This is a genomic window from Pseudoxanthomonas sp. CCNWLW251 (assembly GCF_037402255.1).
Lineage (GTDB): Bacteria > Pseudomonadota > Gammaproteobacteria > Xanthomonadales > Xanthomonadaceae > Pseudoxanthomonas_A.
This window is the reverse complement of sequence record NZ_JBBEGA010000001.1, coordinates 612,062-634,940: the sequence shown is the minus strand read 5'-3', so window position 1 is coordinate 634,940 and position 22,879 is coordinate 612,062. Positions and strand designations below refer to the sequence as shown.

23 protein-coding genes are annotated in these 22,879 nt (G+C 67.9%); 9 read left to right on the top strand and 14 right to left on the bottom strand.

Features of this window, described 5'->3' with window-relative positions:
- Window positions 1–5 precede the first annotated feature (5 nt).
- Window positions 6–266, top strand: a complete 261-nt coding sequence (rpmA, locus tag WBN46_RS03050) for a 50S ribosomal protein L27 (protein ID WP_142123858.1) — start codon at window positions 6–8, stop codon at window positions 264–266.
- Between the two features lie 155 nt (window positions 267–421).
- Window positions 422–1,474, top strand: a complete 1,053-nt coding sequence (gene cgtA, locus WBN46_RS03045) for an Obg family GTPase CgtA (protein WP_337730256.1) — start codon at window positions 422–424, stop codon at window positions 1,472–1,474.
- A gap of 141 nt (window positions 1,475–1,615) precedes the next feature.
- On the opposite strand, the gene rpsT is transcribed toward cgtA, so the two are convergent.
- Window positions 1,616–1,885, bottom strand: coding sequence for a 30S ribosomal protein S20 (gene rpsT, locus WBN46_RS03040; protein WP_192200626.1), 270 nt, complete (start codon window positions 1,883–1,885; stop codon window positions 1,616–1,618).
- Between the two features lie 127 nt (window positions 1,886–2,012).
- Here rpsT and murJ point away from each other — a divergent pair, with 127 nt between their 5' ends.
- The 5 genes from murJ (at window position 2,013) to ispH (ending at window position 9,220) form a co-directional block, all read left to right on the top strand.
- A complete protein-coding gene (murJ, locus tag WBN46_RS03035; protein ID WP_337730255.1) occupies window positions 2,013–3,623 on the top strand; it encodes a murein biosynthesis integral membrane protein MurJ in 1,611 nt (536 codons plus the stop codon).
- 83 nt (window positions 3,624–3,706) lie between these two features.
- Window positions 3,707–4,654 (top strand): bifunctional riboflavin kinase/FAD synthetase, encoded by a 948-nt coding sequence (locus WBN46_RS03030; RefSeq protein WP_337730254.1) that lies wholly within the window; start codon window positions 3,707–3,709, stop codon window positions 4,652–4,654.
- Complete coding sequence (gene ileS / locus WBN46_RS03025; RefSeq protein WP_337730253.1) at window positions 4,651–7,482, top strand: isoleucine--tRNA ligase; 2,832 nt, start codon at window positions 4,651–4,653, stop codon at window positions 7,480–7,482. The genes WBN46_RS03030 and ileS overlap by 4 nt, the downstream gene beginning before the upstream one ends.
- A 94-nt stretch (window positions 7,483–7,576) precedes the next feature.
- Window positions 7,577–8,074: a signal peptidase II gene (gene lspA / locus WBN46_RS03020; protein WP_337730868.1), complete on the top strand. Its 498-nt coding sequence runs from the start codon at window positions 7,577–7,579 to the stop codon at window positions 8,072–8,074.
- Window positions 8,075–8,269: 195 nt separating this feature from the next.
- Window positions 8,270–9,220, top strand: a complete 951-nt coding sequence (gene ispH / locus WBN46_RS03015; RefSeq protein WP_192200631.1) for a 4-hydroxy-3-methylbut-2-enyl diphosphate reductase — start codon at window positions 8,270–8,272, stop codon at window positions 9,218–9,220.
- A gap of 213 nt (window positions 9,221–9,433) precedes the next feature.
- On the opposite strand, the gene WBN46_RS03010 is transcribed toward ispH, so the two are convergent.
- Complete coding sequence (locus WBN46_RS03010) at window positions 9,434–9,793, bottom strand: glycine zipper 2TM domain-containing protein (protein ID WP_192200632.1); 360 nt, start codon at window positions 9,791–9,793, stop codon at window positions 9,434–9,436.
- Window positions 9,794–10,012: 219 nt separating this feature from the next.
- Between WBN46_RS03010 and WBN46_RS03005 the strand changes: the two genes are divergently transcribed.
- Both WBN46_RS03005 and WBN46_RS03000 read left to right on the top strand, forming a co-directional pair.
- Window positions 10,013–10,513 (top strand): pyridoxamine 5'-phosphate oxidase family protein, encoded by a 501-nt coding sequence (locus WBN46_RS03005; protein WP_337730252.1) that lies wholly within the window; start codon window positions 10,013–10,015, stop codon window positions 10,511–10,513.
- Between the two features lie 162 nt (window positions 10,514–10,675).
- Window positions 10,676–10,981, top strand: coding sequence for a hypothetical protein (locus WBN46_RS03000; protein ID WP_337730251.1), 306 nt, complete (start codon window positions 10,676–10,678; stop codon window positions 10,979–10,981).
- A 438-nt stretch (window positions 10,982–11,419) separates the two neighbouring features.
- Here the strand turns inward: WBN46_RS03000 and WBN46_RS02995 are convergent, their stop codons facing one another.
- The 12 genes from WBN46_RS02995 to WBN46_RS02940 form a co-directional block, all read right to left on the bottom strand.
- Complete coding sequence (locus WBN46_RS02995) at window positions 11,420–12,817, bottom strand: hypothetical protein (RefSeq protein ID WP_337730250.1); 1,398 nt, start codon at window positions 12,815–12,817, stop codon at window positions 11,420–11,422.
- Window positions 12,818–12,927: 110 nt separating this feature from the next.
- Window positions 12,928–15,963, bottom strand: a complete 3,036-nt coding sequence (locus WBN46_RS02990; protein ID WP_337730249.1) for a TonB-dependent receptor — start codon at window positions 15,961–15,963, stop codon at window positions 12,928–12,930.
- 121 nt (window positions 15,964–16,084) lie between these two features.
- Entirely contained in the window at window positions 16,085–17,119 is a 1,035-nt protein-coding gene (locus tag WBN46_RS02985) for a FecR domain-containing protein (protein WP_337730248.1), read from the bottom strand.
- Window positions 17,116–17,628 (bottom strand): sigma-70 family RNA polymerase sigma factor, encoded by a 513-nt coding sequence (locus WBN46_RS02980; protein WP_337730247.1) that lies wholly within the window; start codon window positions 17,626–17,628, stop codon window positions 17,116–17,118. Before WBN46_RS02980 ends, WBN46_RS02985 begins: the two co-directional genes overlap by 4 nt.
- 78 nt (window positions 17,629–17,706) lie before the next feature.
- A complete protein-coding gene (locus WBN46_RS02975) occupies window positions 17,707–17,925 on the bottom strand; it encodes a hypothetical protein (protein WP_337730246.1) in 219 nt (72 codons plus the stop codon).
- Window positions 17,906–18,352 (bottom strand): 3-dehydroquinate dehydratase, encoded by a 447-nt coding sequence (locus tag WBN46_RS02970; RefSeq protein ID WP_337730245.1) that lies wholly within the window; start codon window positions 18,350–18,352, stop codon window positions 17,906–17,908. Before WBN46_RS02970 ends, WBN46_RS02975 begins: the two co-directional genes overlap by 20 nt.
- A 13-nt stretch (window positions 18,353–18,365) precedes the next feature.
- The gene (locus WBN46_RS02965) at window positions 18,366–18,806 is read right to left on the bottom strand and encodes a hypothetical protein (protein WP_337730244.1); all 441 of its coding nucleotides are present in this window, start codon (window positions 18,804–18,806) and stop codon (window positions 18,366–18,368) included.
- Window positions 18,807–18,914: 108 nt separating this feature from the next.
- Window positions 18,915–19,538, bottom strand: a complete 624-nt coding sequence (locus WBN46_RS02960) for a hypothetical protein (protein WP_337730243.1) — start codon at window positions 19,536–19,538, stop codon at window positions 18,915–18,917.
- Between the two features lie 14 nt (window positions 19,539–19,552).
- Window positions 19,553–20,317 carry a thioredoxin family protein gene (locus tag WBN46_RS02955; RefSeq protein ID WP_337730242.1) on the bottom strand — a complete coding sequence of 255 codons (765 nt, stop codon included), beginning with the start codon at window positions 20,315–20,317 and terminating at the stop codon, window positions 19,553–19,555.
- A 115-nt stretch (window positions 20,318–20,432) separates the two neighbouring features.
- A complete protein-coding gene (locus tag WBN46_RS02950) occupies window positions 20,433–21,095 on the bottom strand; it encodes a glutamine cyclotransferase (protein WP_337730241.1) in 663 nt (220 codons plus the stop codon).
- A 33-nt stretch (window positions 21,096–21,128) separates the two neighbouring features.
- The gene (locus WBN46_RS02945; protein WP_337730240.1) at window positions 21,129–22,349 is read right to left on the bottom strand and encodes a helix-turn-helix domain-containing protein; all 1,221 of its coding nucleotides are present in this window, start codon (window positions 22,347–22,349) and stop codon (window positions 21,129–21,131) included.
- 56 nt (window positions 22,350–22,405) lie between these two features.
- Window positions 22,406–22,864, bottom strand: coding sequence for a hemerythrin domain-containing protein (locus WBN46_RS02940; protein ID WP_337730239.1), 459 nt, complete (start codon window positions 22,862–22,864; stop codon window positions 22,406–22,408).
- Between the last annotated feature and the right edge of the window lie 15 nt (window positions 22,865–22,879).

Sequence of the window (22,879 nt, the reverse complement as noted above, 5' to 3'; positions counted from 1 at the left end):
CAGTCATGGCACATAAAAAGGGCGTAGGCTCATCGCGCAACGGCCGCGACTCCAACCCGAAGATGCTGGGCGTCAAGGTCTTTGGTGGTCAGGCGATCGATGCGGGCAACATCATCATCCGCCAGCGTGGCACCCAGTTCCATCCGGGTCCGGGCGTCGGCCTGGGCCGCGACCACACGCTGTTCGCGCTGGTCGATGGCAAGGTCGAGTTCTCGATCAAGGGCGCCAAGAAGCGCCGCACCGTGAGCGTGGTAACGGAAGCCTGAGGCTTTCGCACACGCCGAGCGAAGGGCCCCGCCGCGTGCGGGGCTTTTCGTTTGCGGGCACCGTGGTTGCGGCTGCGGCATGATTTCAACGCCCTGGCTTCAACCCCGCTTCACGCACCTGTTGCACCTTCCCCCCATTACGTCAGCCCAATCCCATGAAACTCGTAGACGAAGCAGAAATCCAGGTCGGCGCCGGCAACGGCGGCAACGGTTGCGTGGGGTTCCGTCGCGAGAAGTTCATTCCGCTGGGCGGGCCGGACGGAGGTGATGGCGGCAACGGCGGCAGTGTCTGGCTGCAGGCCGACGAGAATCTCAATACCCTGGTCGACTTCCGCCACCAGACCCAGTTCCGCGCCCAGCGTGGCGAGAACGGCATGGGTCGGCAGATGTACGGCAAGGCGGGCGAAGACCTGACCATCACGGTGCCGGTCGGCACGGTGGTGACCAACGTCAGCACGGATGAGGTGATTGGCGATCTCACGCAGCATGGCGACCGCCTGCTGGTGGCCAAGGGCGGCAAGGGCGGCCTCGGCAACATGCATTTCAAGAGTTCCATCACCCGCGCGCCGCGCAAGGCGACGCCGGGCGAGGAGGGCGAAGAGCGCCTGCTGAAGCTCGAGCTGAAGCTGCTGGCCGACGTCGGCCTGCTGGGTTTCCCCAACGCGGGCAAGAGCACGTTCATCCGCGCGGTATCGGCGGCGACGCCGAAGGTGGCGGACTATCCGTTCACCACGCTGTATCCGAACCTGGGCGTGGTCAGCGTGGAAGCGCACCGGAGCTTCGTGATCGCGGACATCCCGGGCCTGATCGAAGGCGCCGCCGACGGTGCCGGCCTGGGCGCGACGTTCCTGCGTCACTTGCAGCGCACGCGCATCCTGCTGCACCTGGTGGACATGGCGCCGATGGAGGGCGGCGTGGACGGCATCGATCCGGTCGAGCAGGTCCGCGCCATCGAGCGCGAACTGGAAAAGCACGATCCCGAACTGCTGCAGAAGCCGCGCTGGCTGGTGCTCAACAAGGCCGACCTGATGTTCGAGGACGAGGCCAGGGAGCGGGCGGACGAGATCATCGCCAGCCTTGGCTGGACCCGGCCGTGGTACCAGGTGTCCGCCATTTCGCGCGAGGGCACCTGGCCGATCATGAAGGACGTGATGGCGTTCTTCGACCGCCTGAAGGAAGAGGCCGACGAGGCCGCCCGCGAGGGCTGAGAAAAATAAGCCCGCCGGAAGGCGGGTTTTTTTGTGTGGTTGGCGACCGTACGGTTCCGGCATCCCGGCATTGACGCGCAGGCAAAAAGAAACCCGCCTTGCGGCGGGCTTCCGTGTCTTCGCGTTGCATACCGCCGTGAATCAGGCCGCTTGCAGGGCCTTGATGCGGGCGTTCAGGCGGCTCTTGTGGCGGGCGGCCTTGTTCTTGTGGATCAGGCCGCGCGAGCTCAGGCGGTCGAGGATCGGCTGGGCCGTGACGAACGCGGCCTGGGCGCCGGCGGCGTCGTTGGCGTCGAGCGCCTTCAGGACTTTCTTGACGGCGGTGCGCAGCATCGAACGCTGGCCGGCGTTGCGCGCGTTGCGCACGACGGTCTGCTTGGCGCGCTTCTTGGCGGACTTGATATTGGCCACAGTGGGATTCCTGGTGAATACCTGAGAGAATTCAGGGGGTGAACGGAAGACGGGTAATAGAGCCGGAAATTATGGGGCATTCAATGGGTTGCGTCAACCTGGGTCGTCCCCAGGAAAAGGGGGGGCGATGAGCGGCAGGTTGCTGCGTTCGGCCGCCGTCTTCAGCTCCATGACCTTCCTGTCCCGGCTCTCGGGACTGGTCCGGGACCAGGTCTACGCCCACGTCTTCGGAGCGGGCGGGATGATGGATGCCTTCTTCGTGGCGTTCCGGATCCCCAATTTCATGCGGCGGCTCTCGGCCGAAGGGTCGTTCTCGATGGCTTTCGTCCCGGTGCTGGCCGAGTACAAGGCCGCCCGCAGCGCGCAGGAGGTCAAGGCTCTGGTCGATCGGGTGGCCGGCACCCTGGCGGCCGCGCTGATGGTGCTGACCGCCATCGTCATCCTGCTGGCGCCGCAGATCGCCCGCCTGATCGCGCCGAACTTCGATGCGGCGCAGATGGCGATGCTGACCGACCTGCTGCGCATCACGTTCCCCTACGCGCTGTTCATCTCGCTGGCGTCGCTGGTCGGCGCTGTGCTCAACAGCTACCAGCGTTTCGCCGTCCCGGCGCTGTCGCCGGTACTGCTGAATGTGGCGATGATCTCGGCGGCGCTGTCCGCCAAGCACTGGTTCGGCAGTTCGGTGATGGTGCTGGGGTGGGGCGTGTTCATCGCCGGCGTACTGCAGTTGGGGTTCCAGTTGCCGTCGCTGTTCCGGCTCGGCCTGCTGCCGCGCCCGCGGCTGGACTTCGCTCATGCCGGCGTGCGCAGGATCCTGACCCTGATGGTGCCGACGCTGTTCGGCTCCTCGGTGACCCAGTTCAACCTGCTGCTCAATACATGGATTGCCGCGCTGCTGGTCAGCGGCAGTGTCAGCTGGCTGTACTACAGCGACCGTCTGCTGGAATTCCCGCTGGGCATGTTCGGTGTCGCCATCGGCACGGTGATCCTGCCGCACCTGTCCAGCCGCCATGCCCAAACCGACCCGGACGGTTACTCGAAGGGTCTGGACTGGGGCTTCCGGCTTTGCCTGCTGATCGGCCTGCCGGCCTGCGCCGGGTTGGTCCTGTGCGCCCAGCCGCTTCTGTCGACGCTGTTCCAGTACGGCCAGTTCGATGCAACGGACGTGCAGATGGCCAGCTGGAGTCTGATGGCCCAGTCCATCGCCGTGCCTGCCTTCCTGCTGGTGAAGGTGCTGGCACCGGCGTTCTATTCGCGCCAGGACACCCGCACCCCGGTGAAGGCCGCGATCGTGGCGGTTCTGACCAATGCGCTGTGCACGCTGCTGTTCTTCGCCGCGATGCTCTATGGCACGGAGCCCGGCCGCCAAGCGCTGGAGGCGGCCGGTGGCAACCTGAAGAATGCGCTAGGCCAAGTGCAGGGCGCCCACGCGCTGCTGGCGTTGGCCATCGCCATCGCCGGCTGGGTCAATGCGTTGCAACTGGCCTGGCTGCTGCGGAAGGCAGGCGTCTATCGCCGCCAGCCGGGGTGGGGTCGCTTCCTCCGCCAGATCGGTGTGGCGACATTCGCCATGACGCTGGTGGTGCTGGCATTCCGGCTGGCCTGGCCGGACTGGTCGGCTTGGGCATGGTGGGAACGAGGGTGGCGCCTGGCGGTGACGGTGGGCGCAGGCGGCGCGCTCTACGGCGGCCTGCTCTGGCTGCAGGGCATCCGTCCACATGACCTGCGTGGGCATTGAAGCTGGCCCGGGCGGCTATACTTCAAGGTCTTGCGACGCAATCCCGGTCCGGCCTTGCATGGTCGACCTTCAGACAGGAATCCATGAGCAGGCTGTTCCGTGACGTCGATGGCGGGTCTCTGTGCCCGCACGGTAGCGTGGTCTGCATCGGCGCCTTCGATGGCCTCCACTCGGGCCACCGTGCGCTGGTGCGGCATGCGGTGACGCGTGCCCGTGCGCTGGGCGTGCCGGCGGTGGTGGTCACCTTCGAGCCGCTGCCGCGCGAGTTCTTCGCCAGGGACAACCCGCCGCCGAGGCTGACCCTGGCCCGGGCCAAAGTCGAAGGCCTGCTCGACCTGGGTGCCGATCATGTCGGCCTGCTGCGTTTCGACGCAAAACTCTCGGCCATGTCGGCTGAAGACTTCGTCCGCACGCTGCTGGTCGGTCGCCTGGCGGCACGCGAAGTATGGATCGGCCCGGAGTTCCGTTTCGGCCACCGTCGCGGTGGCGACCTCGCCCTCCTGCAGGCGATGGGGAGCGAACTGGGTTTCAGCGCCGGCGAAATCGAGCCTGTGCACGCCCAGGGCGACCGCGTCTCCAGCACCCGCATCCGTGAAGCGCTGAAGAGCGGCGACTTCACCACGGCCACCCGCCTGCTGGGTCGGACGTACGCGATCGGCGGCCGCGTCGTGCGCGGCAAGCAGCTAGGCCGCACGCTCGGCTTTCCCACCGCCAACCTGCGCTTTCCGAAGACGCCGGCCTTGTCCGGCATCTACGCCACCTGGGTACACGGCGTTGGCGACAAGCCCTGGCCGTCGGTGTCCAGTTTCGGCACGCGGCCGACAGTGGACGGCGTGGAGCCGTTGCTGGAAGCCCACCTGTTCGACTTCGCCGGTGACCTCTACGGGCGCCATATCGAAGTCGAGTTCGTCGCCAAGCTGCGCGACGAACTGAAATTCCCCGATCTGCCCAGCCTTACCGAGCAGATGCATCGCGATGCCGACCAGGCGCGCGCCCTCCTTTCCGAACACAAAGAACGAGTGACGGCGTGAGCCAGGACTACAAAGCCACCCTCCATCTGCCCGCGACGGACTTCCCGATGCGCGGTGACCTGCCCAAGCGCGAGCCCGACACGCTGGCCCGCTGGGAAAGCGAAGGCCTGTACGCCCGCTTGCGCGACAACGCGAAGGGTCGCCCGCTGTTCGTGCTGCACGATGGTCCGCCGTACGCCAACGGCGCGATCCATCTCGGCCACGCGGTCAACAAGATCCTCAAGGACATCATCGTCAAGTCGAAGTACCTGGCCGGCTTCGATGCGCCGTACATCCCGGGCTGGGACTGCCATGGCCTGCCGATCGAGATCGCCATCGAGAAGAAGTACGGCAAGGTCGGCGTGAAGCTGGACGCGGTCGAGTTCCGCCAGAAGTGCCGCGAGTACGCCGAGTCGCAGATCGACATCCAGCGCAAGGACTTCAAGCGCCTGGGTGTGACCGGCGACTGGGACAACCCGTACAAGACGCTCGATTTCCGCTTCGAAGCCAACGAGATCCGCGCGCTGGCCAAGATCGTCGCCAACGGCCACCTGACCCGCGGCGTGAAGCCCGTGCACTGGTGCTTCGACTGCGGCTCGGCGCTGGCCGAGGCCGAGATCGAATACGCCGACAAGGTCTCGCCGGCGGTGGACGTGGCCTACGCTGCGCGCGACGCGCAGGCGGTGGCGAAGGCGTTCGGCGCCACGGTGCCTGCCGATGTCGAAGTCGCCCTGCCGATCTGGACCACGACCCCGTGGACGCTGCCGGCGTCGTTGGCGATCTCGGTCGGTGGCGAACTGGAGTACGCGCTGGTCGAAGGCCCTGCGCACGACGGCAGGCGCCGCTGGCTGGTGCTGGCCGATGCGCTGGCTGCGCGCGCGCTGCAGCGCTACGGCGTCACCGACGTGGTCGTGCATGCGCGCGTGAAGGGCAGTGCGCTGGAAGGCCTGCTGTTCGCGCATCCGTTCTACGACACGCGCGACATCCCCGTGCTGCTGGGCGACCACGTGTCGGCCGAAGACGGTACCGGCGCCGTGCACACCGCGCCCGGCCACGGCCAGGAGGACTATGTCGTCAGCAAGCAGTACGGCCTGTTGGACAAGTACACCGCCGCGCAGATCAATCCGGTCGATGGCCGCGGCGTCTACCTGCCGTCCACGCCGGCCGCGCATGGCGTGGAGCTGGCCGGCCTGCACATCTGGAAGGCCAACGACACGGTCGTCGACGTGCTCAAGCAGAGCGGCGCGCTGCTCGCCTTCAGCAAGCTCGAACACAGCTACCCGCACTGCTGGCGCCACAAGACGCCCATCGCGTTCCGCGCCACCCCGCAGTGGTTCATCTCGATGGAGCAGGCCAACCTGCGCGCTGACGCGCTCGACGCGATCAAACACGTCGGCTGGTTCCCGCAATGGGGCGAAGCCCGCATCGCCGGCATGGTGGATGGGCGCCCGGACTGGACCATCTCGCGCCAGCGCACCTGGGGCGTGCCGATCGCCCTGTTCGTGCATCGCGAAACCGGCGAGCCGCACCCGCGCAGCGTCGAGCTGATGCGTGCCGTGGCCGACAAGGTGGAGCAGGGCGGCGTCGATGTCTGGTACACGCTGGACGCGGCCGAACTGCTGGGCGACGAGTCGAAGGACTACGACAGGATCACCGACATCCTCGATGTCTGGTTCGACTCCGGCGTCACCCACGAAGCGGTGTTGCTGGAGCGCGGCATCGGCAAGCCGGCCGACCTGTACCTGGAAGGCTCCGACCAGCACCGCGGCTGGTTCCAGTCCTCGCTGCTCACAGGCGTGGCGATCGACAAGGCAGCCCCGTACAAGCAATGCCTCACCCACGGCTTCACCGTGGACGAGCACGGCCGCAAGATGTCCAAGTCGCTGGGCAACGGCATCGAGCCGCAGGACATCATGAAGACCCTGGGCGCGGACATCCTGCGCCTGTGGATCGCCAGTGCCGACTACAGCAACGAGATGTCGCTGTCGCAGGAAATCCTCAAGCGCAACGCCGACGCCTACCGGCGCCTGCGCAACACCGCGCGCTTCCTGCTCAGCAACCTCAACGGCTTCGACCCGGCGCGCGATCTGGTCGCGGTGGACGACATGGTCGCGCTGGACCGCTGGATCGTGCACCGCGCCTTCGAGCTGCAGGAAAGGATCAAGGCCGCCTACGAGCGCTACGACTTCGCCGAGATCGTGCAGGCCCTGCTGAACTTCTGCAGCGTCGACCTCGGTTCGTTGTACCTGGACGTCACCAAGGACCGCCTGTACACCATGCGCGAGGATTCGCGCGGGCGGCGCAGCGCGCAAAGCGCGATGTACCGCATCGCCGAAGCCTTCGTGCGCTGGGTGGCGCCGGTGCTCACCTTCACCGCCGACGAGATGTGGGCGTACCTGCCCGGCGAACACGTCGGCAACGTGCTGTTCGCCACCTGGTACGACGGCCTTGCGCCGCTGCCGGAAGGCGCGGCACTGAATGCTGCCGACTTCGACGAACTGCTCGCGTTGCGCGAGCAGGTGGCGAAGGTGCTGGAGCCGATGCGCGCCAACGGCCTGATCGGTGCCGCACTGGAAGCCGAGATCGCCGTGTCGGTGAGCGCGATCAAGGCAGCGAAGTGGCAGCCGCTCGCGGAGGAGCTGCGCTTCCTGTTCATCAGCGGCGACGTCACCGTCTCCGAGGTCAGTGCCGACGAGGTCTTCGTGCTGGCCACGCCGACCACCAAGAGCAAGTGCGTGCGCTGCTGGCACTACCGCGCCGATGTCGGCGCGCATGCCGGGCATCCGGAGCTGTGCGGCCGCTGCGTCAGCAACATCGACGGCGCCGGCGAAGACCGGGTGTGGTTCTGATATTTCCCTGTAGGAGGGGCTTCAGCCCCGACTGCCCGCCATCGGAGCATCGGGGCTGAAGCCCCTCCTACAGGTTTCTTCCAATAGGAACATGATGAGCAAACATCCCAAACCCAACGCGCTGATCTGGCTGCTGTTGTCGGCCGTGGTGATCGGCCTTGACCAGTGGTCCAAGGCCTGGGTGCTGGCGTCGCTGCCGGAATACACCGCCATCCCGGTGATCGAGGGCTTCTGGAACTGGTACCGCACCTACAACACTGGCGCCGCCTTCAGCTTCCTCGCCGATGCCGGTGGCTGGCAGTTGTGGTTCTTCACCGTGCTGGCGGTGTGCATCAGCGGCCTGCTCGGCTTCTGGCTGTCGCGCACGCGCCGCGGCGACTGGCGCCAGGCGTTGCCATACGCACTGGTGATCGGCGGCGCGCTGGGCAACGTCATCGACCGCCAGATCCACGGTCACGTGATCGACTTCATCCAGTGGCACTGGCGGGACCACTTCTGGCCGGCGTTCAATATCGCGGATTGCGCGGTGGTGGGCGGGGCCATCGGCATTGCGCTGTTCGGCCTGTTCGAGGGCAAGAAGAAGACCGCGTAGGGCGGGCCCTGGCCCGCCGCGCGATGACGCATCAACACGGTGGGCCAGGGCCCACCCTACGAAACGCGTCGCGGCGGTCTGCCCTTACCCCTTTCCCCTCTTCCGCAGGCGGGAGAGGGGTGCAGGTGCCACGCGGGATCGGCACCGGCAACAGATTCATCTTTTCATTTCTCCGCCTTCGGTAATATCGGTCTTATGGACGTCCTGCTCGCCAATCCCCGTGGTTTCTGTGCCGGCGTCGACCGCGCCATCGAGATCGTCAAGCGCGCCATCGAGACGCTGGGCGCGCCGATCTACGTGCGGCATGAAGTGGTGCACAACCGCTTCGTCGTCGATGACCTGAAGCAGCGCGGCGCGATCTTCGTCGAGGAACTGGACGAAGTGCCGGACGGCGCGACCGTCATCTTCAGTGCACACGGCGTGTCGCAGGCGGTACGCGGCGAAGCCGCGCGGCGTGGTCTGAAGGTGTTCGACGCCACTTGTCCGCTGGTTACCAAGGTGCACCTGGAGGTCGCGCGCCACTGCCGTGCAGGCCGCGACGTGGTGCTGATCGGCCATGCCGGCCATCCCGAGGTGGAAGGCACGATGGGGCAGTGGAGCCGAGAAGGCGGCGCCGGCAGCATCTACCTGGTGGAAGACATCGACAATGTCGCCACGCTCGAAGTGAGCCAGCCCGACAACCTCTTCTACACCACCCAGACCACGCTGTCGGTGGACGACACCGTGGGCATCATCCAGGCGCTGCAGGCGCGCTTCCCGGCGATCCATGGGCCGAAAAACGACGACATCTGCTACGCCACGCAGAATCGCCAGGACGCCGTGCGCGATCTGGCCAAGGAATGCGATCTAGTCCTGGTCGTGGGTTCGCCCAACAGCTCCAACTCCAACCGCCTGCGCGAGCTGGCCGAGCGCGATGGCGTGGAGTCGTACCTGATCGACGGTGCGCACGAGATCGACCCGCGCTGGATCGAGGGCAAGCAGCGCATCGGCGTAACGGCCGGCGCCTCGGCGCCCGATGTGCTGATCGAAGGCGTCATCCAGCGCCTGCGCGACCTCGGCGCGGGCGGCGTCAGCGAACTCGCAGGCGAGCCCGAGAACATGGTCTTCGCCCTGCCGAAGGAACTTCGGCTGCAGCTGGTGTCCTGACGGCGCCCATGCCAGGGCGGCGAGCATGGAAGCCGCAGCGGATCCGGGTCTCTGGCCCGACGACATCCGACCGGCCTTGGCCCCGGTGCCGTTCCGTCGGGCGAAGCGCGACGCACTTCTCGTCCGATGACGCTGCGGGATGACTGAAAAAAAAAGCGCCCGCGGCCTCGTCGCCACGGGCGCCTGTCGGCACCTGTCCCGCGGGCGGTGAGCCTAGCGGTACACGCGCTCGCAACGGCGTTCGACGATGCGGTCGCCCTTGTCCTCCTGGCTGTTGCCCTGCACCTTGCGGCCGATGGCACCACCGGCTACGGCACCGCCGACCGTGGCGACTTTCTTGCCGCTGCCGCTGCCGACCTGGTTGCCCAGCAGGCCGCCCACGACCGCACCGATGGCCGTGCCCGCCACGCGGTTGGGGTCCTTGCTGTTCTTCTGCACTTCCACGTTCTTGCAGACGACCTTGCTGCCGTCGCTGAAGCGGCGGCCTTCGTCTTCCGGGCCGTACGTCTGTGCTGCGGCGGCCGACATCACCGACATCAGGCCCAGCGACAGCAGGAGGCGAGGGGTATTCATGTCGAATCTCCTTGGTGGGTAGCGCCACGCGAGCGTGCGCGGCCAGTCGCGAACGACAGGTGAAATCCGCGTTGCGCATTCATGTTCCAGCGCAGTGCCCGTGACGCCTGCGCCACAAACATGACGGCGGGCTGACGGATGGCGGGCGATCTTGACGGGCGCACCACATCCTCCGCTTTAGGTTGCAGGCATCCACGATGAAGAGAAAGGAGTCGCGCCATGCACACCCCCGAAGAACTGGAAAAGAAGCTCTGGAAAGCAATCAAGTCCGATCGCACGCTGATGCTGGGGCTGGATGGCGCGGAGGAGGGCCATACGCGGCCGATGACAGCGCTGCTGGAACATGAAGGCCGCGGTCCGTTGTGGATTTTCACCGCCACCGACAACCAGCTTGCCCAGCGCACGCGATCCCCGCAGCGGGCATTGGCCACGTTCGCGTCGATGGGGCACGACGTGTTCGCCAGCCTGCAGGGCATGCTGGTCCGCGATGACGACCGTGGCGCGATCGATCGCTTGTGGAACCCCTTCGTCGCCGCGTGGTACGAGGGTGGCAAGGATGATCCGAAGCTGGCGCTGCTGCGCTTCGATGCCGAGCACGCGGAGATATGGCTCAACGAGCAGAGCCTGCTGGCCGGCGTGAAGCTGCTGTTCGGCGTGGACCCGAAGGAGGACTACCAGGACAAGGTGGCCGACGTGGATCTGCGCACTCACCTCGCCTGATCCTGTGGCATCCATAGGCCGGAAGTCACGACTTCCCCAACGGCGCCTGACTCCGGCCCCACCGGTTTGGCCGGAGCGCGTTGTGACGCCCGTGAACAGGGAAAACCAACGCGCTGGAACAGGGGCCAGGCCGCGGTGATCACTCACCGGATGTCATGCCCCATGCTGTTGTATTCGCAAACCCACCTGCACAACCTGCTGGATCGCCTGGAAACCAGCGATGCCCGCACCACCGGCCAACTCGAAGCCCTCACCGTGTGGGTGGCGGCGCTGGTACAGACCCATCCCGACGGCGAACGCCTGCGTGCGACCGCACAGGCGCTGTCCGCGCGCAGTCCGTTCCGTGCACTGTGCCAGTACCAGGAGGAAGTGGCCGCCTACGACGCCACGTTCTGCCAGTTGCAATCGCTTGCGCCACGATGCGACCCCGCTCCGCACGCACGTCTGCCGCTGCCACCGAACGTATGAGGCGCGCCTCTCCCGATGCAGGCCGCGCGGTCGCGTGCTAGGTGGTGGAGCACAGGGCCACTGCACCGAGTGAAGCTGTCACCGACCGGACATGTCGCGCTCGCCCCTCATCCGGCCTTCGGCCACCTTCTCCCCGCTTCGCAGGGAGAAGGATGCATCGGTGTGAGTGCGGAATGTCCTGCATCATGAAGAGGGTACCGCGCCAGCGATCCTTCGACGGGGACGCACTTGCAGCCAAGCTGGACGAAGCTAGGGCTTCGTACAACGGTACCCTTGTGGTCGCCGTGGCTGTTCACCTGGATCCGGATTGCCGCTGCTGCGGCGCCGACCACGCATGCAGTGTTGCGCGCGGTTTGGAAAGATGGCGTCAACGTACGCAAGCTGCTCGCGGCGAACTGCGCGCGGGGTCACACGGGGGCGTGAATGCGCGCTGTCCCGCTAGTGAGTCTCCGACGCTTGGTCGCCGGTATCGACGAACACGGGGTTGGAATAGAACCACAGGTCCCGCCAGGGATCCTCGCCGGGCACGTCCGCGAGCGGTGTCGTCTCCAGCGTGTTGCTGCCGCGTGCGCGCACGAACGCGCCACGCGCGGGAACCGGCAGGTCCCAGGTGACGATGCGCCAGGGCCCGTCGGTGCGCCACGTGCCGGCGGTCCAGCGCCTGGTCTGCATGCGTGGCGTGCCATCCTCGCCGGACGTGCCGACGATCAGTTCCAGCTGCGCCAGCGACGGATGTTCGCCATGGTGGTTGGGCCGCGCCGGTTGCCGCACCCGCAGCTCGATGCGCATCGTCGTGTCCGCCGGCATCGCCAGCGTGTCGCCCAGCATCGCCGTGCGCGAGTCCCGGCCCGTTGCGCGGACCGTCAGTTCCAGTGCATCGATCACATCGCCCGTGACCGCGAACATGCGACCGTGGCGCAGGCCGTCGAGGATGTCGCGCGCGTCGCGTCGTGCCCACACATAGGTCTTGCTGTATTCGCCCGGGTCGTAGTCGCGCCCGCCGTCGCGCAGGTTTTCGTGCGAATCGGAGGAGGCCGTGATCCAGAAGCGGCGGCCTTCCGCGAGCAGCGTGTCCCACACGCCTCCGACCTGCGTGGTCATCTGGTCGAAGCCGCCGAAGGTGGGTGCGGCGGCGTTGCGATACAGGCCGCGTTCGGTGCGCGTGGCCTGGTGGCCGGGTGCGCCTTCCATGCCCACCAGCACGCGTGGTGCGGTGTCGTGCCACGCGCGCAGTTCGGTGGGCTCCACCTCGCCCCAGGCGCCAACGCCGGTGGCGGTGCGCGAGGGGTGGTTGACGAACATCAGCGGTGGTGCAGGCAGGGCGCGCATGTGCGCCAGCGCATCGATCATGGTCTGGCCGTCATCGCGCGCCAGGCCATCTATCGGTTCGTTGCGGCTGAAGCGGTGCTCGATCTCCACCAGTTCATCGCGCTCGTGCTTGCCGGGGGCGATGACCAGCGAGGCGTGCTCGGCCCCGGGCACATCGAACTCCATGCCGTTGAACTGGATCAACGATGGAACATCGCGGCGCGCCTGCTCGAGTGCGGGCCATGCATGTTCCTGCGTCACCCTGGAGTGACCGGGGCCGCCATGGTCGGTGTGCACCATCCAGGCAAGGCCGTGTCTCAGCGCCTGGCGGGCATTGTGGCTGCGTGTGTAGGGAGAATCGCCGCCCCGGATCGGCGTGGGCGGGGTGGTGGTGCGGTCCCAGTCCACGCTCCACTCGCTGTGCACGTGGTGGTCGCCGGCTTGCCACGCGCGGCCGGCGTCGGCGTCTTCCGCGTGCACGACGGGAGAAAGGCCCAGCAGGCCCAGGCAGATCAGGTGACGCAACATCGTGGACTCCTCGGACGGGCGCGACATCGCGCGCCGCACGTGCCGGGCCGCCGCAACGGCGGCCCGGGCGTGGACAGGAAGGCGCCGCCCGGAACGGGCGGCGCGGGCGCTCAGAAGTCGGCGCGCAGGCCGAGGCTGATGCGACGGCCCGACTTCTCGTACATGGTCGGGAACGAGGGATCCATCGTGTAGCCGCTGGTCTCCTCGTCGGTCATGTTGATGCCCTTCAGGCTGAGCTTGAGGTGGTCGTTGATCCTGTAGCCGATCGAGATGTCCAACTGGCCGTAGGCGTCGCGCCAGATCGGATACATGTTGTAGCCGATCGACTCCACGTACTCGTCCTTGTGGTTGTACGACACGCGCGCATCGAAGTGCTGGTTCTCGTAGTACGCGGTGAAGTTCCAGGTCTTCTCCGCCAGGCCGGGCATCGGCGTACGGATGCCGAGGTCGGATTCGCCGGCCAGCGAACTGTCCAGCATCGTGTAGTTGGCATTGATGCCGAAGCCGTCCAGTGCCTCGTGGAACGCGCGCAGCGGGAGGTTCGCGATCAGCTCGATGCCGTCCACGTCGTACGAGCCCTTCGCGTTCACCGGCTGGTACACGTCGAAATCGTAGTAGCCGTTGAGCGTGCCGTTGGCGTTGTAGACCGCGACGTCCTCGACCACGCCCGTCAATGCGCTGACCACCACGCCATCGATCTTCTTGCGGAAGTACGACGCCGCCAGCAGGCCGCCATTGTCCAGGTACTTCTCCAGGCCGATCTCCCACTGCTTGGCATAAGTGGGCTTCAGGTCCGGGTTGCCATCGGTGAAGCGGAACGAGCTCCAGCTCGCCGTGCGCTTGTAGGCCACGTCGCTGAGCGAGGGGCGGATCAATGTCTCGGAACCCGCGGCGCGCAGCAGCAGGCCGTCGGCCAGTTCCGCGGTCAGGTTGAAGCTGGGCAGCACGTCGGTGTAACCGCCGTCCTTCGAAACCGGCGTATCCGTGTAGCCGGTGCTGCCATCGGGGTTCTGCACCGGGTGGTAGCCGAAGGACACCACCGAAGTGTCGACATAGCGCGCGCCCGCATTCACCGTCACCGGCACCCGGCCGATGTTGAAATCCAGGTTCGCCATCGCGTACAGGCTGGCGACCTCCTCGTCGACGCGGTAGTACTGCGCATCGTCGAACGGCGTGGAGAATCCGGGGTAGCGGAAGTAGCCGCGTGCGAAATCGTTGGAGACCTGCTGCCAGTCGAGGTCCTTCACGCTGTAGGCCCCGCCGGGGACGATGTCGCCGATCCACTGTAGCGGGCTGTCCGCCAGCGTGCGCGTGTTGACCCATGAGGTGTCGCCGGGGCCCGGCCCGGTGATCTTGAGTTCGCCGTACTGGCGCTCCTTGCTGCGATCGGTGTAACGCGCGCCGAACTGCACGTTCTGCAGGGCCGGCAGGAAGGGCAGTTCGAGCTTGCGCGTCACGTCCACCTTGGCGGCGTACTTGTCGTCGTTGATCTTCTCCAGCGTGGTCTCGTACGCCTCGAACAGGTAGCGCTCGGGCGAGCCGTACATGTCGAAGCCGGCGGAGCTGGCGCTGGGGATCGTCTCGCCGCTGCGGCCGGTCCAGCGCGTGCGGGAGGGCGCATAGGCGACGTGCTTCAGGTTGGAATAGTCCAGCGTCTTCTCCGCACCGGAGTAGCCGGCCATCGCTTCCACGTCCCAGAGGTCGTTGTTCCAGTCCAGCGCAAGGCTGTACTGGCCGTAGTCGGTTTCGTTGATGCGCTCCTTGCTGAGGAACTCATGCTGGGTGGCGGTGTACGACACGTCGCGCAGCACCAGCATGCCGTAGTCGGACAGCGTGGTGGCGTCGTACTCGTGGATCGTCTCCAGCGTGCTGCGGCTGGAGGCCGAGTACGCCGCAGCGTCGTATTCGTCCTCGGTGGTGTCGTAACCGCCGACCATGGCGTCGAAGGTCAGGCTGAAGGTGCTGCTGGGCCTGTACTGCAGCGACGCGGTGGCGCCCCACTTTTCCTGGTCGTTGAGGTACGCGCGGTCGCCGACCTTGTCCTGGAACACGACCAGGTTGCTCTCGGCGGTATTGGCGCGGTTGTTGATCACCCAGCCGGTATCGCGCTCGATCACCGCTTCGGCCTGCGAACCGCGCGTGCCCGACGCGCCGAGGAAGCGCGACATCGGGCGGAAGTTGATGCCCGAGGTCGAATCGGTGCGGTTGGTGCGTTCGGCATGCGAGAACGACACCAGTGCACCCCAGTCGCCCCAGGTATCGCTGGCCAGGAAGGCGAACTTCGGATCGGTCTCTTCCGAGATCGAGTTGTGCGCGCCTTCGGCGGACGCCACCAGCTTGCGGCCGTTGTAATCGAACGGACGTGCAGTGGAGATCTCCACCGAACCGGCGATGCCGCCTTCCTCGTCCGCTGCCGTCGGCGACTTCTGCACGGTGACCTGCTGGATGATCTCCGAGGCGAACAGGTCGAACTCGACATCGCGCCCGCCGCTGCCGGAGGCGGTGGCGAGATCGTTGATCGATACGTGGGTGTACTCGGAGGGAAGGCCGCGCACGTTGACCTTGCTGCCCATGCCCTTGTTGCGTTCGATGGTCACGCCCGGCATGCGCTGCAGGGCCTCGGCAAGGTTCTGCTCCGGGAAGTCGGCCACGTCGGTGGCGACGATGGAGTCGGAAAAGCCCACGTTGTAGCGCTTGATGTCCACCGCCTGTTCCAGGCTGCGGCTGTAGCTGCCCACCACGGTGACGCTCTCCAGCTCCTGCGCATCCACCGCCTGTGCCGTGGGCACGGGCGCGGGTGCGGGTGCCGATGCGGGTGTTGCCGGGACGGTGGGCGCACTGGCAGCGTCGGATTCGATGGTGACGGTGCTGGCGTTGAGATAGCGGAAGCGCAGGCCGGTGCCTTCGAGGAGATGGGTGAGGGCCTGCTCGGACGACAGGCCGGCGGGCACGGCGCGCGTGCGCGGATTGCCTGCCTGTGCGTTGTAGACGAACTGCAGTCCGGTCTGCCGCGACAGCGCATTGAGCGCGCTGTCGAGCGATTGCGAGGGGATGACGTCGGTCGCGACGGTCGCCTGTTGGGCGGCGACGTGGGCGGTCGCTGTCTGCAGGGCCAGGGCGATGGAAAGAACGAGGAGTCGGCGCATCGTGGTGTCCGGGTGGAGTGGGGTGGTGGCGCGCGACAACACGCACGCACCCCCACTACGAGGGCCCACGGCGCCGATCGGGCACCGGTTTTCCCATGAATTTTTTCTTACAGCGCCAGCTTCACCACGCACCATGCGCGGGTGCATGATGCGAACGCACGCGGATCTCGCGCGCATCGGCGCTGACCGCGAGCGTGGGTTGTTCGTCCAGGAAGGCGCGCAACGACGCCACGTCGTCCGCGCGCAGGTTGCCGGTCAGGCGCAGCGCGCCGGCCTCGCTGTCGTCCACGCGCAGGCGGACGGTGTTCATGCGGTTGAAGCGGTCGGCGATGTCGCGCAGGGGTTCGTCGCGGAACACGACGCGCCGTTGCCACCACGCCGTCATGGCGCCGACATCTTCCTGCACCACACTGACCTTGCGGTCGGTGTGGGCCACATGCGCGGATTGTCCGGCCGTCAGGTCGGCGAGCAACCGCCCCTTGCCCGCACGGTCGATCACGTGGATGCGCCCCTCGGCCACGCCGAAGCGCGCCTGGTCGCGTTGCAGCGATACGTCGAAGGTGGTGCCGATGTCGCGCACTTCCAGCCCGGCCGCGTGCACGGTGAACGGGCGGCGATCTTCGGCCACGACGAAGCTCGCCTGGCCGCGCGCCAGTTCGACGCGCCGGCGCAGCAGGCCGATGGTTGCGGTGACGTCGCTTTCCGCATTGAGGTGCATCACCGTGCCGTCTTCGAGCGTGACCACGCGCGGCGTGCCATGTGCGGCGGTGTAGTGGCGCGCGCTGGGCAGCGCTGCATGCACGGCGACGCCGATGCCCAGCAGTACGGCCGCCGCGGCGGTGATGCGTGGCAGGCGACGCGGCGGCGCGCGCGTGACGGGTACATGCGCGGTGCGCAATGGCAGCGGGATGATGTTGTCGCGCGTGCCCGCTTGCTCGGATTCCGCGGGCAGCCCGCGTATGGCATCGCCGATCTCGGCGGCGACGCTTGCGATGGCCAGGTATTCGCGCAGGTGCGCGGGCGAGGCCACCAGCCATTCCATGAAGCGCTGCTGGTCGGCGGGGGCCAGCGCGCCTTCGCGCTGCATCACGTGCCAGTAAGCGGCTTCGCGGGTGGCGGCGGCAGCACCGGGAGGGAACAGGGGCGTGGTCATCATGCGGCCCCCATCGCACGACGGCATACGGCCAGGCCGCGCACCACGTGCTTCTTCACCATGTGCGAAGACACGCCCAGGCGTTCACCGATCTGGCGGTAGGTCAGGCCGTCGCGATACTGCATCACCAGCACCGCGCGCGTACGCGCAGGCAGGCTGGCCAGCAGGGCCTGCATGTGTTGCCGGCGCTGCGCGCGCTCGGTGGCATCCTCCACGCCGTCCACGCTGGTGACCAGCGCGGCCACCTGCTCCACATCTTCCATCGGCACCGGCGTGCGCTGCCGGCGTGCAGCCTGTTCGCGCGCGAGGTTGAGCGCGACGGTGAACAGGTAGGCCTCGGGATTGGCGATGTGCTCGCCCTGGCCCTGGTGCGCGCGCAGCAGGCGCAGGTAGGTTTCCTGGACGAGGTCTTCGGCTTCGTCGTTGGCGCCGCGGCGCGCGAAGAAACCCCGGAGCGCGGGTGCCTGGTCGGTGAACACACGCGTGAGCGCGCGGATCGCGTGTTCGGCCAAGGTCCCGTCCCACGGTGCAGGAAAGGGCGGCAAGGTACGCGGCGTGGATGACGGTTCAGTGACACCCGCCGCGTGCGGTCACAGGCGACTGATGCAGCGCAGGCGGATCGCGCCGGCGGCCACGCCCTGTTGTGCGGCGGCGCGTGCGCGCAGCGCCTGCGCCGCAACGTCGGGCGCTTCGCAGGCGAGCATCACCTGGCCCCAGGCGATGCACTGGCCGGCGTCGTAGACCTCGTAGTCGGCGAAGTAGTGGCGGGTCTGCGCGGCGTCGATCGCGTCAGGTACCGACGTGCACATCGCACTCGCACTCCGCGCAACCGAGCTGTTCCAGGGCGATCTCCAGCGCCAGTGCGTAGCTGCGTGCGCCGTAGCCGTCGACGACCGCCAGGCGCCGGCCAGTGGTGGCCGGCAGCACGTGTGGGTGTTCGCCGAGGTCGCCGTGTACTTCCACATAGGGATGCATGAGGTCGTGCACCGCACGCTGCAGCAGTGGATGGTCGATGAGTGCGCCAGGATCGAGCAGGGTGGCGCGTACGCCCCATTCATTGGCCAGGCGCAGGGCGGCCAGCACTTCGGTGGTGGAGGCGCAACTGCGTACGGCGAGAGTCTGTCCGGCGCAGCCGGCGCGCTGCACCAGTGCGCCGAGCACCGACGATGGCAGCGGGGGCGGCGGTGAGGTCAGCGCGTCGTGGCGTTCGGGGCCACGGATGACGAGGATGGACATGAGGGGCTCCGGCTCAGGCATGGAACGTCCCTGCCGACGGGGCGGGACGCAGGCGGCGCAGCGCGACTTCCAGCGCCATCGCGTAGGCGCGCGGCAGGTCGTCGCGCAGGATCACGGTGACCAGCGGCGCGTGCTGCGGCAGTACGCGCGGTTCCAGCGCGTGTGCGGCATCGGCATGCACTTCGATGTAGGGCGAGGGCAGGCTGTCGAGCGCGTCGCGCAGGGCGCGGGCCTGGGTGGTGTCATGAACGGCCAGGTCGCCAACATCGAGCAGCAGCATGTCGGCCGGGTCGGCATGCGCGCGGCGCAAGCCGGACAGCAGGTCGCGGACCGTCGTGAAGACGCGGCAGTGCAGCGCCTGGCCGGCCGCGTTCGCACGCTGCCGCAGCGATGGATAGAGGGAGCGGGTGTCGGAAAGCGCAGCATGCGGGCCGCGCAGGATCAGGATGGACATGCATCGGGTCGTGGCGCACATCGCGTGCGGTGTGGCCACGATAGGCGTCCCTCGCGTAAAGCCGCCATGCCGACACGCCTTCTGCGGCGTAAAGAAGGCGTAGCGTTTTCAGCGGGCCGCGATCAGGAGCACGCCTGCCAATGCGAGGGCCGGTGTCCACGCCGCATCCGGCGCGCATGCGCGATGCCGCAGTCCGCGGCAGACCCCACGGGCGACGACCTGGGTTGTCGCCAGCATCGCCAGCAGGTGCAGGGCCACGGCGGCGAGCATCAGCGGCAGCGATCCGGTCGCGGTGATGGCACGCGCGGGTCCGCTCGACACGCACAGCGGCAGCAACGCGGGTACCAGCATCAGGCCGCTGCCATGCGCCGTGCCCATCAGGCAGGACCAGGCGGCCAGGCCCGCCCGTGATCGATGCGCGACGTGGGCAGCGGGCTTGCACGGTCGCCGGACCATCCGCCATGCCGCCAGCGCAAGCAGGCAGGCACCGGCCACGACCTGCACGCGATGTGGCGCCCACCGCGCGCCCTGCATTACCAGCACTACCACGAGCGCCACCGACAGCGCGTGCCCGATGGCGATCGGCAGCAGGGCGCGGCGCACATCGCGCGCATCGCCGGACCGCGCGGCACGCGCCGCCGCGAACATCCAGCCGTTCGCCGGGCTCAGGCCGTGCAGGGCACCAAGGCCGGCGATGGCCAGCCACGGAAGCCATGCTTCGGACAGGCTCATGACGGCGCGCTACCTCAGGGCTTGGCCGAACAGCACGCCCCCGCCGTGGCGACGGGCGCCGCATCGTAGCGGTCGTGATGGCGTATCCAGGCCATCGGATAGTCCTCCGCGTCTTCATTGCGCCCGTGCGGGGTGAGGTCCAGCAGCGCGTAGGTGTGCATCATCGCTTCCACGCCGCGGCCGTAGCGCGAATAGGTGTGGAAGACCTGGCCGGCATCGTCCCGTACGAACACGCTGATGCCGGGCGCTTCCTCGTGCGGGAACGGTTGCCGCGTGTAGTTGTAGTCCACCGCGCCGCGCGACATCTCCTCCCGGGTGAAGTTGACGCCGAAGTCGTGGTTGAACGAGGTGCCATGCGAGGACACCCACGGGAAGGTCCAGCCCATGCGCTGGCGGAACGCTTCGATGTCGGCCAGTGGTGCGCGCGACACCGCGATCAGGGTGAGGTCGCGCTGGGCCAGGTGCAGCTGCGCACCGGCATGGTGGTCGGCCATGAAGGAGCAGCTCTTGCAGCCCTGCTCCCAGCCGGGCGCGAACATGAAGTGCTGCACCATCAACTGGCGGCGGCCGTCGAACAGCTCCGCCAGCGTGCGCATGCCGTGCGGCGTGTCGAAGGAATAGGGCGTGTCCACGCGGACCCACGGCAGGGCGCGGCGTTCGCGTGCGATCCGGTCGTGCAGGCGGGTGAGTTCCTTTTCCCGCGCGAGCAGCGCGAGGCGGGCGGTGCGCCATGCGTCGCGGGAAACGATGGCGGGCGTGTCGTGTGCAGGCGCGTTCATGGCAGGCTCCTTGGCGTGGGTGCAGGCGGGCAAGCAGGCGAGCGTCATCCGTGCCGCATGCCTGCATGCAGTGGAGGAAGGAATTCAGGGGCGCCGCACGGGGCGGCAGGCGGTATCAGTCGACGCGTGCGGGACGCCTTACCGCGCGCAGCATGCCGCTGGGGCCGCCACCGCAATAGAACAGGTCGCCGCCGTCGGATTCCAGGCCGCTGATGCCGACGCCTGCGGGCATGTCGAGGCGTTCCAGCACGCGGCCATCGTGCGGATCGATGTGGCGCAGGTCGCTGTCGTCGCCTTCCCACGTGGCGTGCCACAACTCGCCGTCGACCCAGGACACGCCGGTGACGAAGCGGTCGGATTCGAGGGTGCGCAGGACGGCGCCGGTGGCCGGGTCGATCTGCACGATGCGGCGTTCGCGGTACTGGCCCACCCACAGGCTACCGTCGGACCACGCCATGCCCGAATCGCCGCCCTGGCCCGGCGCGGGAATCGAGGCGATCACGGCGCCGGTGGCGGGATCGATCTTGTCGATGCGCGCTTCGGCCAACTGGTACAGGTGCGTGCCGTCGAACGCGGTGCCGGCATCGGCCGCGCGCGGAAGGCTGCGCGCGATATCGCCGCTGGCGGGATCGATGGCGATGAGACGGTCGCCGGTGGCGGCCCACACGTGGTGGCCGTCGTGGGTGACGCCAGCCACACCGCCATTGGCCTGGAACGGGCCGTATTCGCGGACGATCTCGGCGGGACTGGCGGCGGCGTGGCGGGTGGTGTCGTTCATGGCTGGCTCCGGGTGTGCGGGGACGGGGCCAATCTACGCACCCGTCGGCGTGGCGGGGAGTAACAAGATCGTCGTGAATCCGGCCAGCGGAGGGGCCACCCAGCGTTGCGCGCGGGCACGGCCGATCGCACGGACCTGGCCGGCCGCTTCCATCGCGACGAGCGCGCGCTGCACGGAGCGCTGGCTGTCGCCGGTGGCCAGTGCGAGTGCGGAGGTGGACCAGGCTGTGCCGTCGGCCAGCAGCCCGTGCAACGCGCCCTGTTCGCCTTCGACCGGCGGTGCAAGTACGACCGCGCCGCGCGTGCCGTGCGGCGTGAGCTGGAAACCGCGCGTGGTGGCGGTGAGGTCGGCGAATGGTGCAAGCAGGCGGCGCAATCGCCCGATCTCCACGCGCAGCCGTGCGCGATGCGTCTCGTCCGGTTGGCGCGTGCGGAACACGCGCGCGATCAGTGCGTTGCGGTCGACATCGCCGGGCCAGCCCGTGGCGAGTGCACGCAGCAGCGCGAACAGCACGGGGCGCCGCGCGAGCGATGCCATGCCGGTGGCATCGCGCACCGCGTGGCGCATGGCATCGACGACCAGCGTGCCGGAAGCGAGCAGCGCTTCCACGTCGTCCAGCGTGACGGGTTGCTCGTGGCCTGCGTGCAGGATGCGCGCGGCAGGACGCCGCAGGCTGGCTTCGACCTGCGCGATCTCGGCGGACAGCGCGGGGATGCCGGCCAGCGAGGCGGCGGTCCGTGCACGCTGCAACGCCAGACGCGCATCGCGCGTGCGCAGCGAGCGCAGTGCGATCTCGGCGGCGGCGAGTGCGGCCAGGGCATGGTGTGCGGCGGGCGCGCCCTCCAGATCGAGCGTATCCAGGGCGGCATGCGCGGCTTCCAGTCGTCCGAGCAGCAGGTGACGGCGCAGGGCAATCAGTTCCGCATGGCGTGCGTTGGCGCGGTCGCCGCGTGCGGCCAGTGCCTGTGCGGCCGCGTCCAGGCGCTGCGGCTCGGCACCGAAGTCGCGCAGGGCCAGTGCCACCTCCGCTTCGGCGACCACGCAGCGCGCCCGCGCCAAGGGTTCTCGCGGACCGAAGCCACGCGCGGCACGACGCAGGAGATCGCGCGCGCGCGGATAGTCGCCGAGCTGCGCCATCGCGATGCCGCGCAGGGCCAGCGCGGGCGGGTCGTCCCGCCAGCCCACGTGCTTGAGCGCGCCCAGGACATCGCCGGCCGTCAGGGCCCGGCCGGCGGCGGCGATCAGGGAATCCATGCCGGCAGCCTACCGTGCGGGCGCGTCGTCGTCGCGGGTCGTGCGGGTGCTATTCCCTATTCCGCTTCCAGCTTCCGCCGCATGCGCGTGTAATCGTGGCGGTACTGGCGGGCCAACTGCGTTTTCTTCGTCGCGCCGAGGATCTTGCCGGACACCTGGAAGAACTTCTTCTCTTCCTCGCGCAGGTGGTGGTGGACCTTCTCCGACAACTCGCGTGCCTTCTTCAGCCAGGCGGCGTAACGGGGGTCGAGGGACTGGAGGTCTTCGACCAGCTCGTCGATCTGGTGGTGTTCGTGCAGGGCGTGGCGGGAAGAATCCAGCCCCATGTCGTCCATCAGGATGGGCGCGTAGAGAAAGCGCTCCTCCGCGGCGGCATGCGCGGCCAATTCGATCCGGAGCCCAGTGAACAGGTCGAGCCGCTCGCGCGTGCCGGGTTTCGAACGCAGCAGGCGGCGGCACAGCGAGCGCTGGGTTTCATGGCTTTCGCGCAGGGCGTCGTAGATGGATTCGGGCATGCAGTGGTTTCCTGG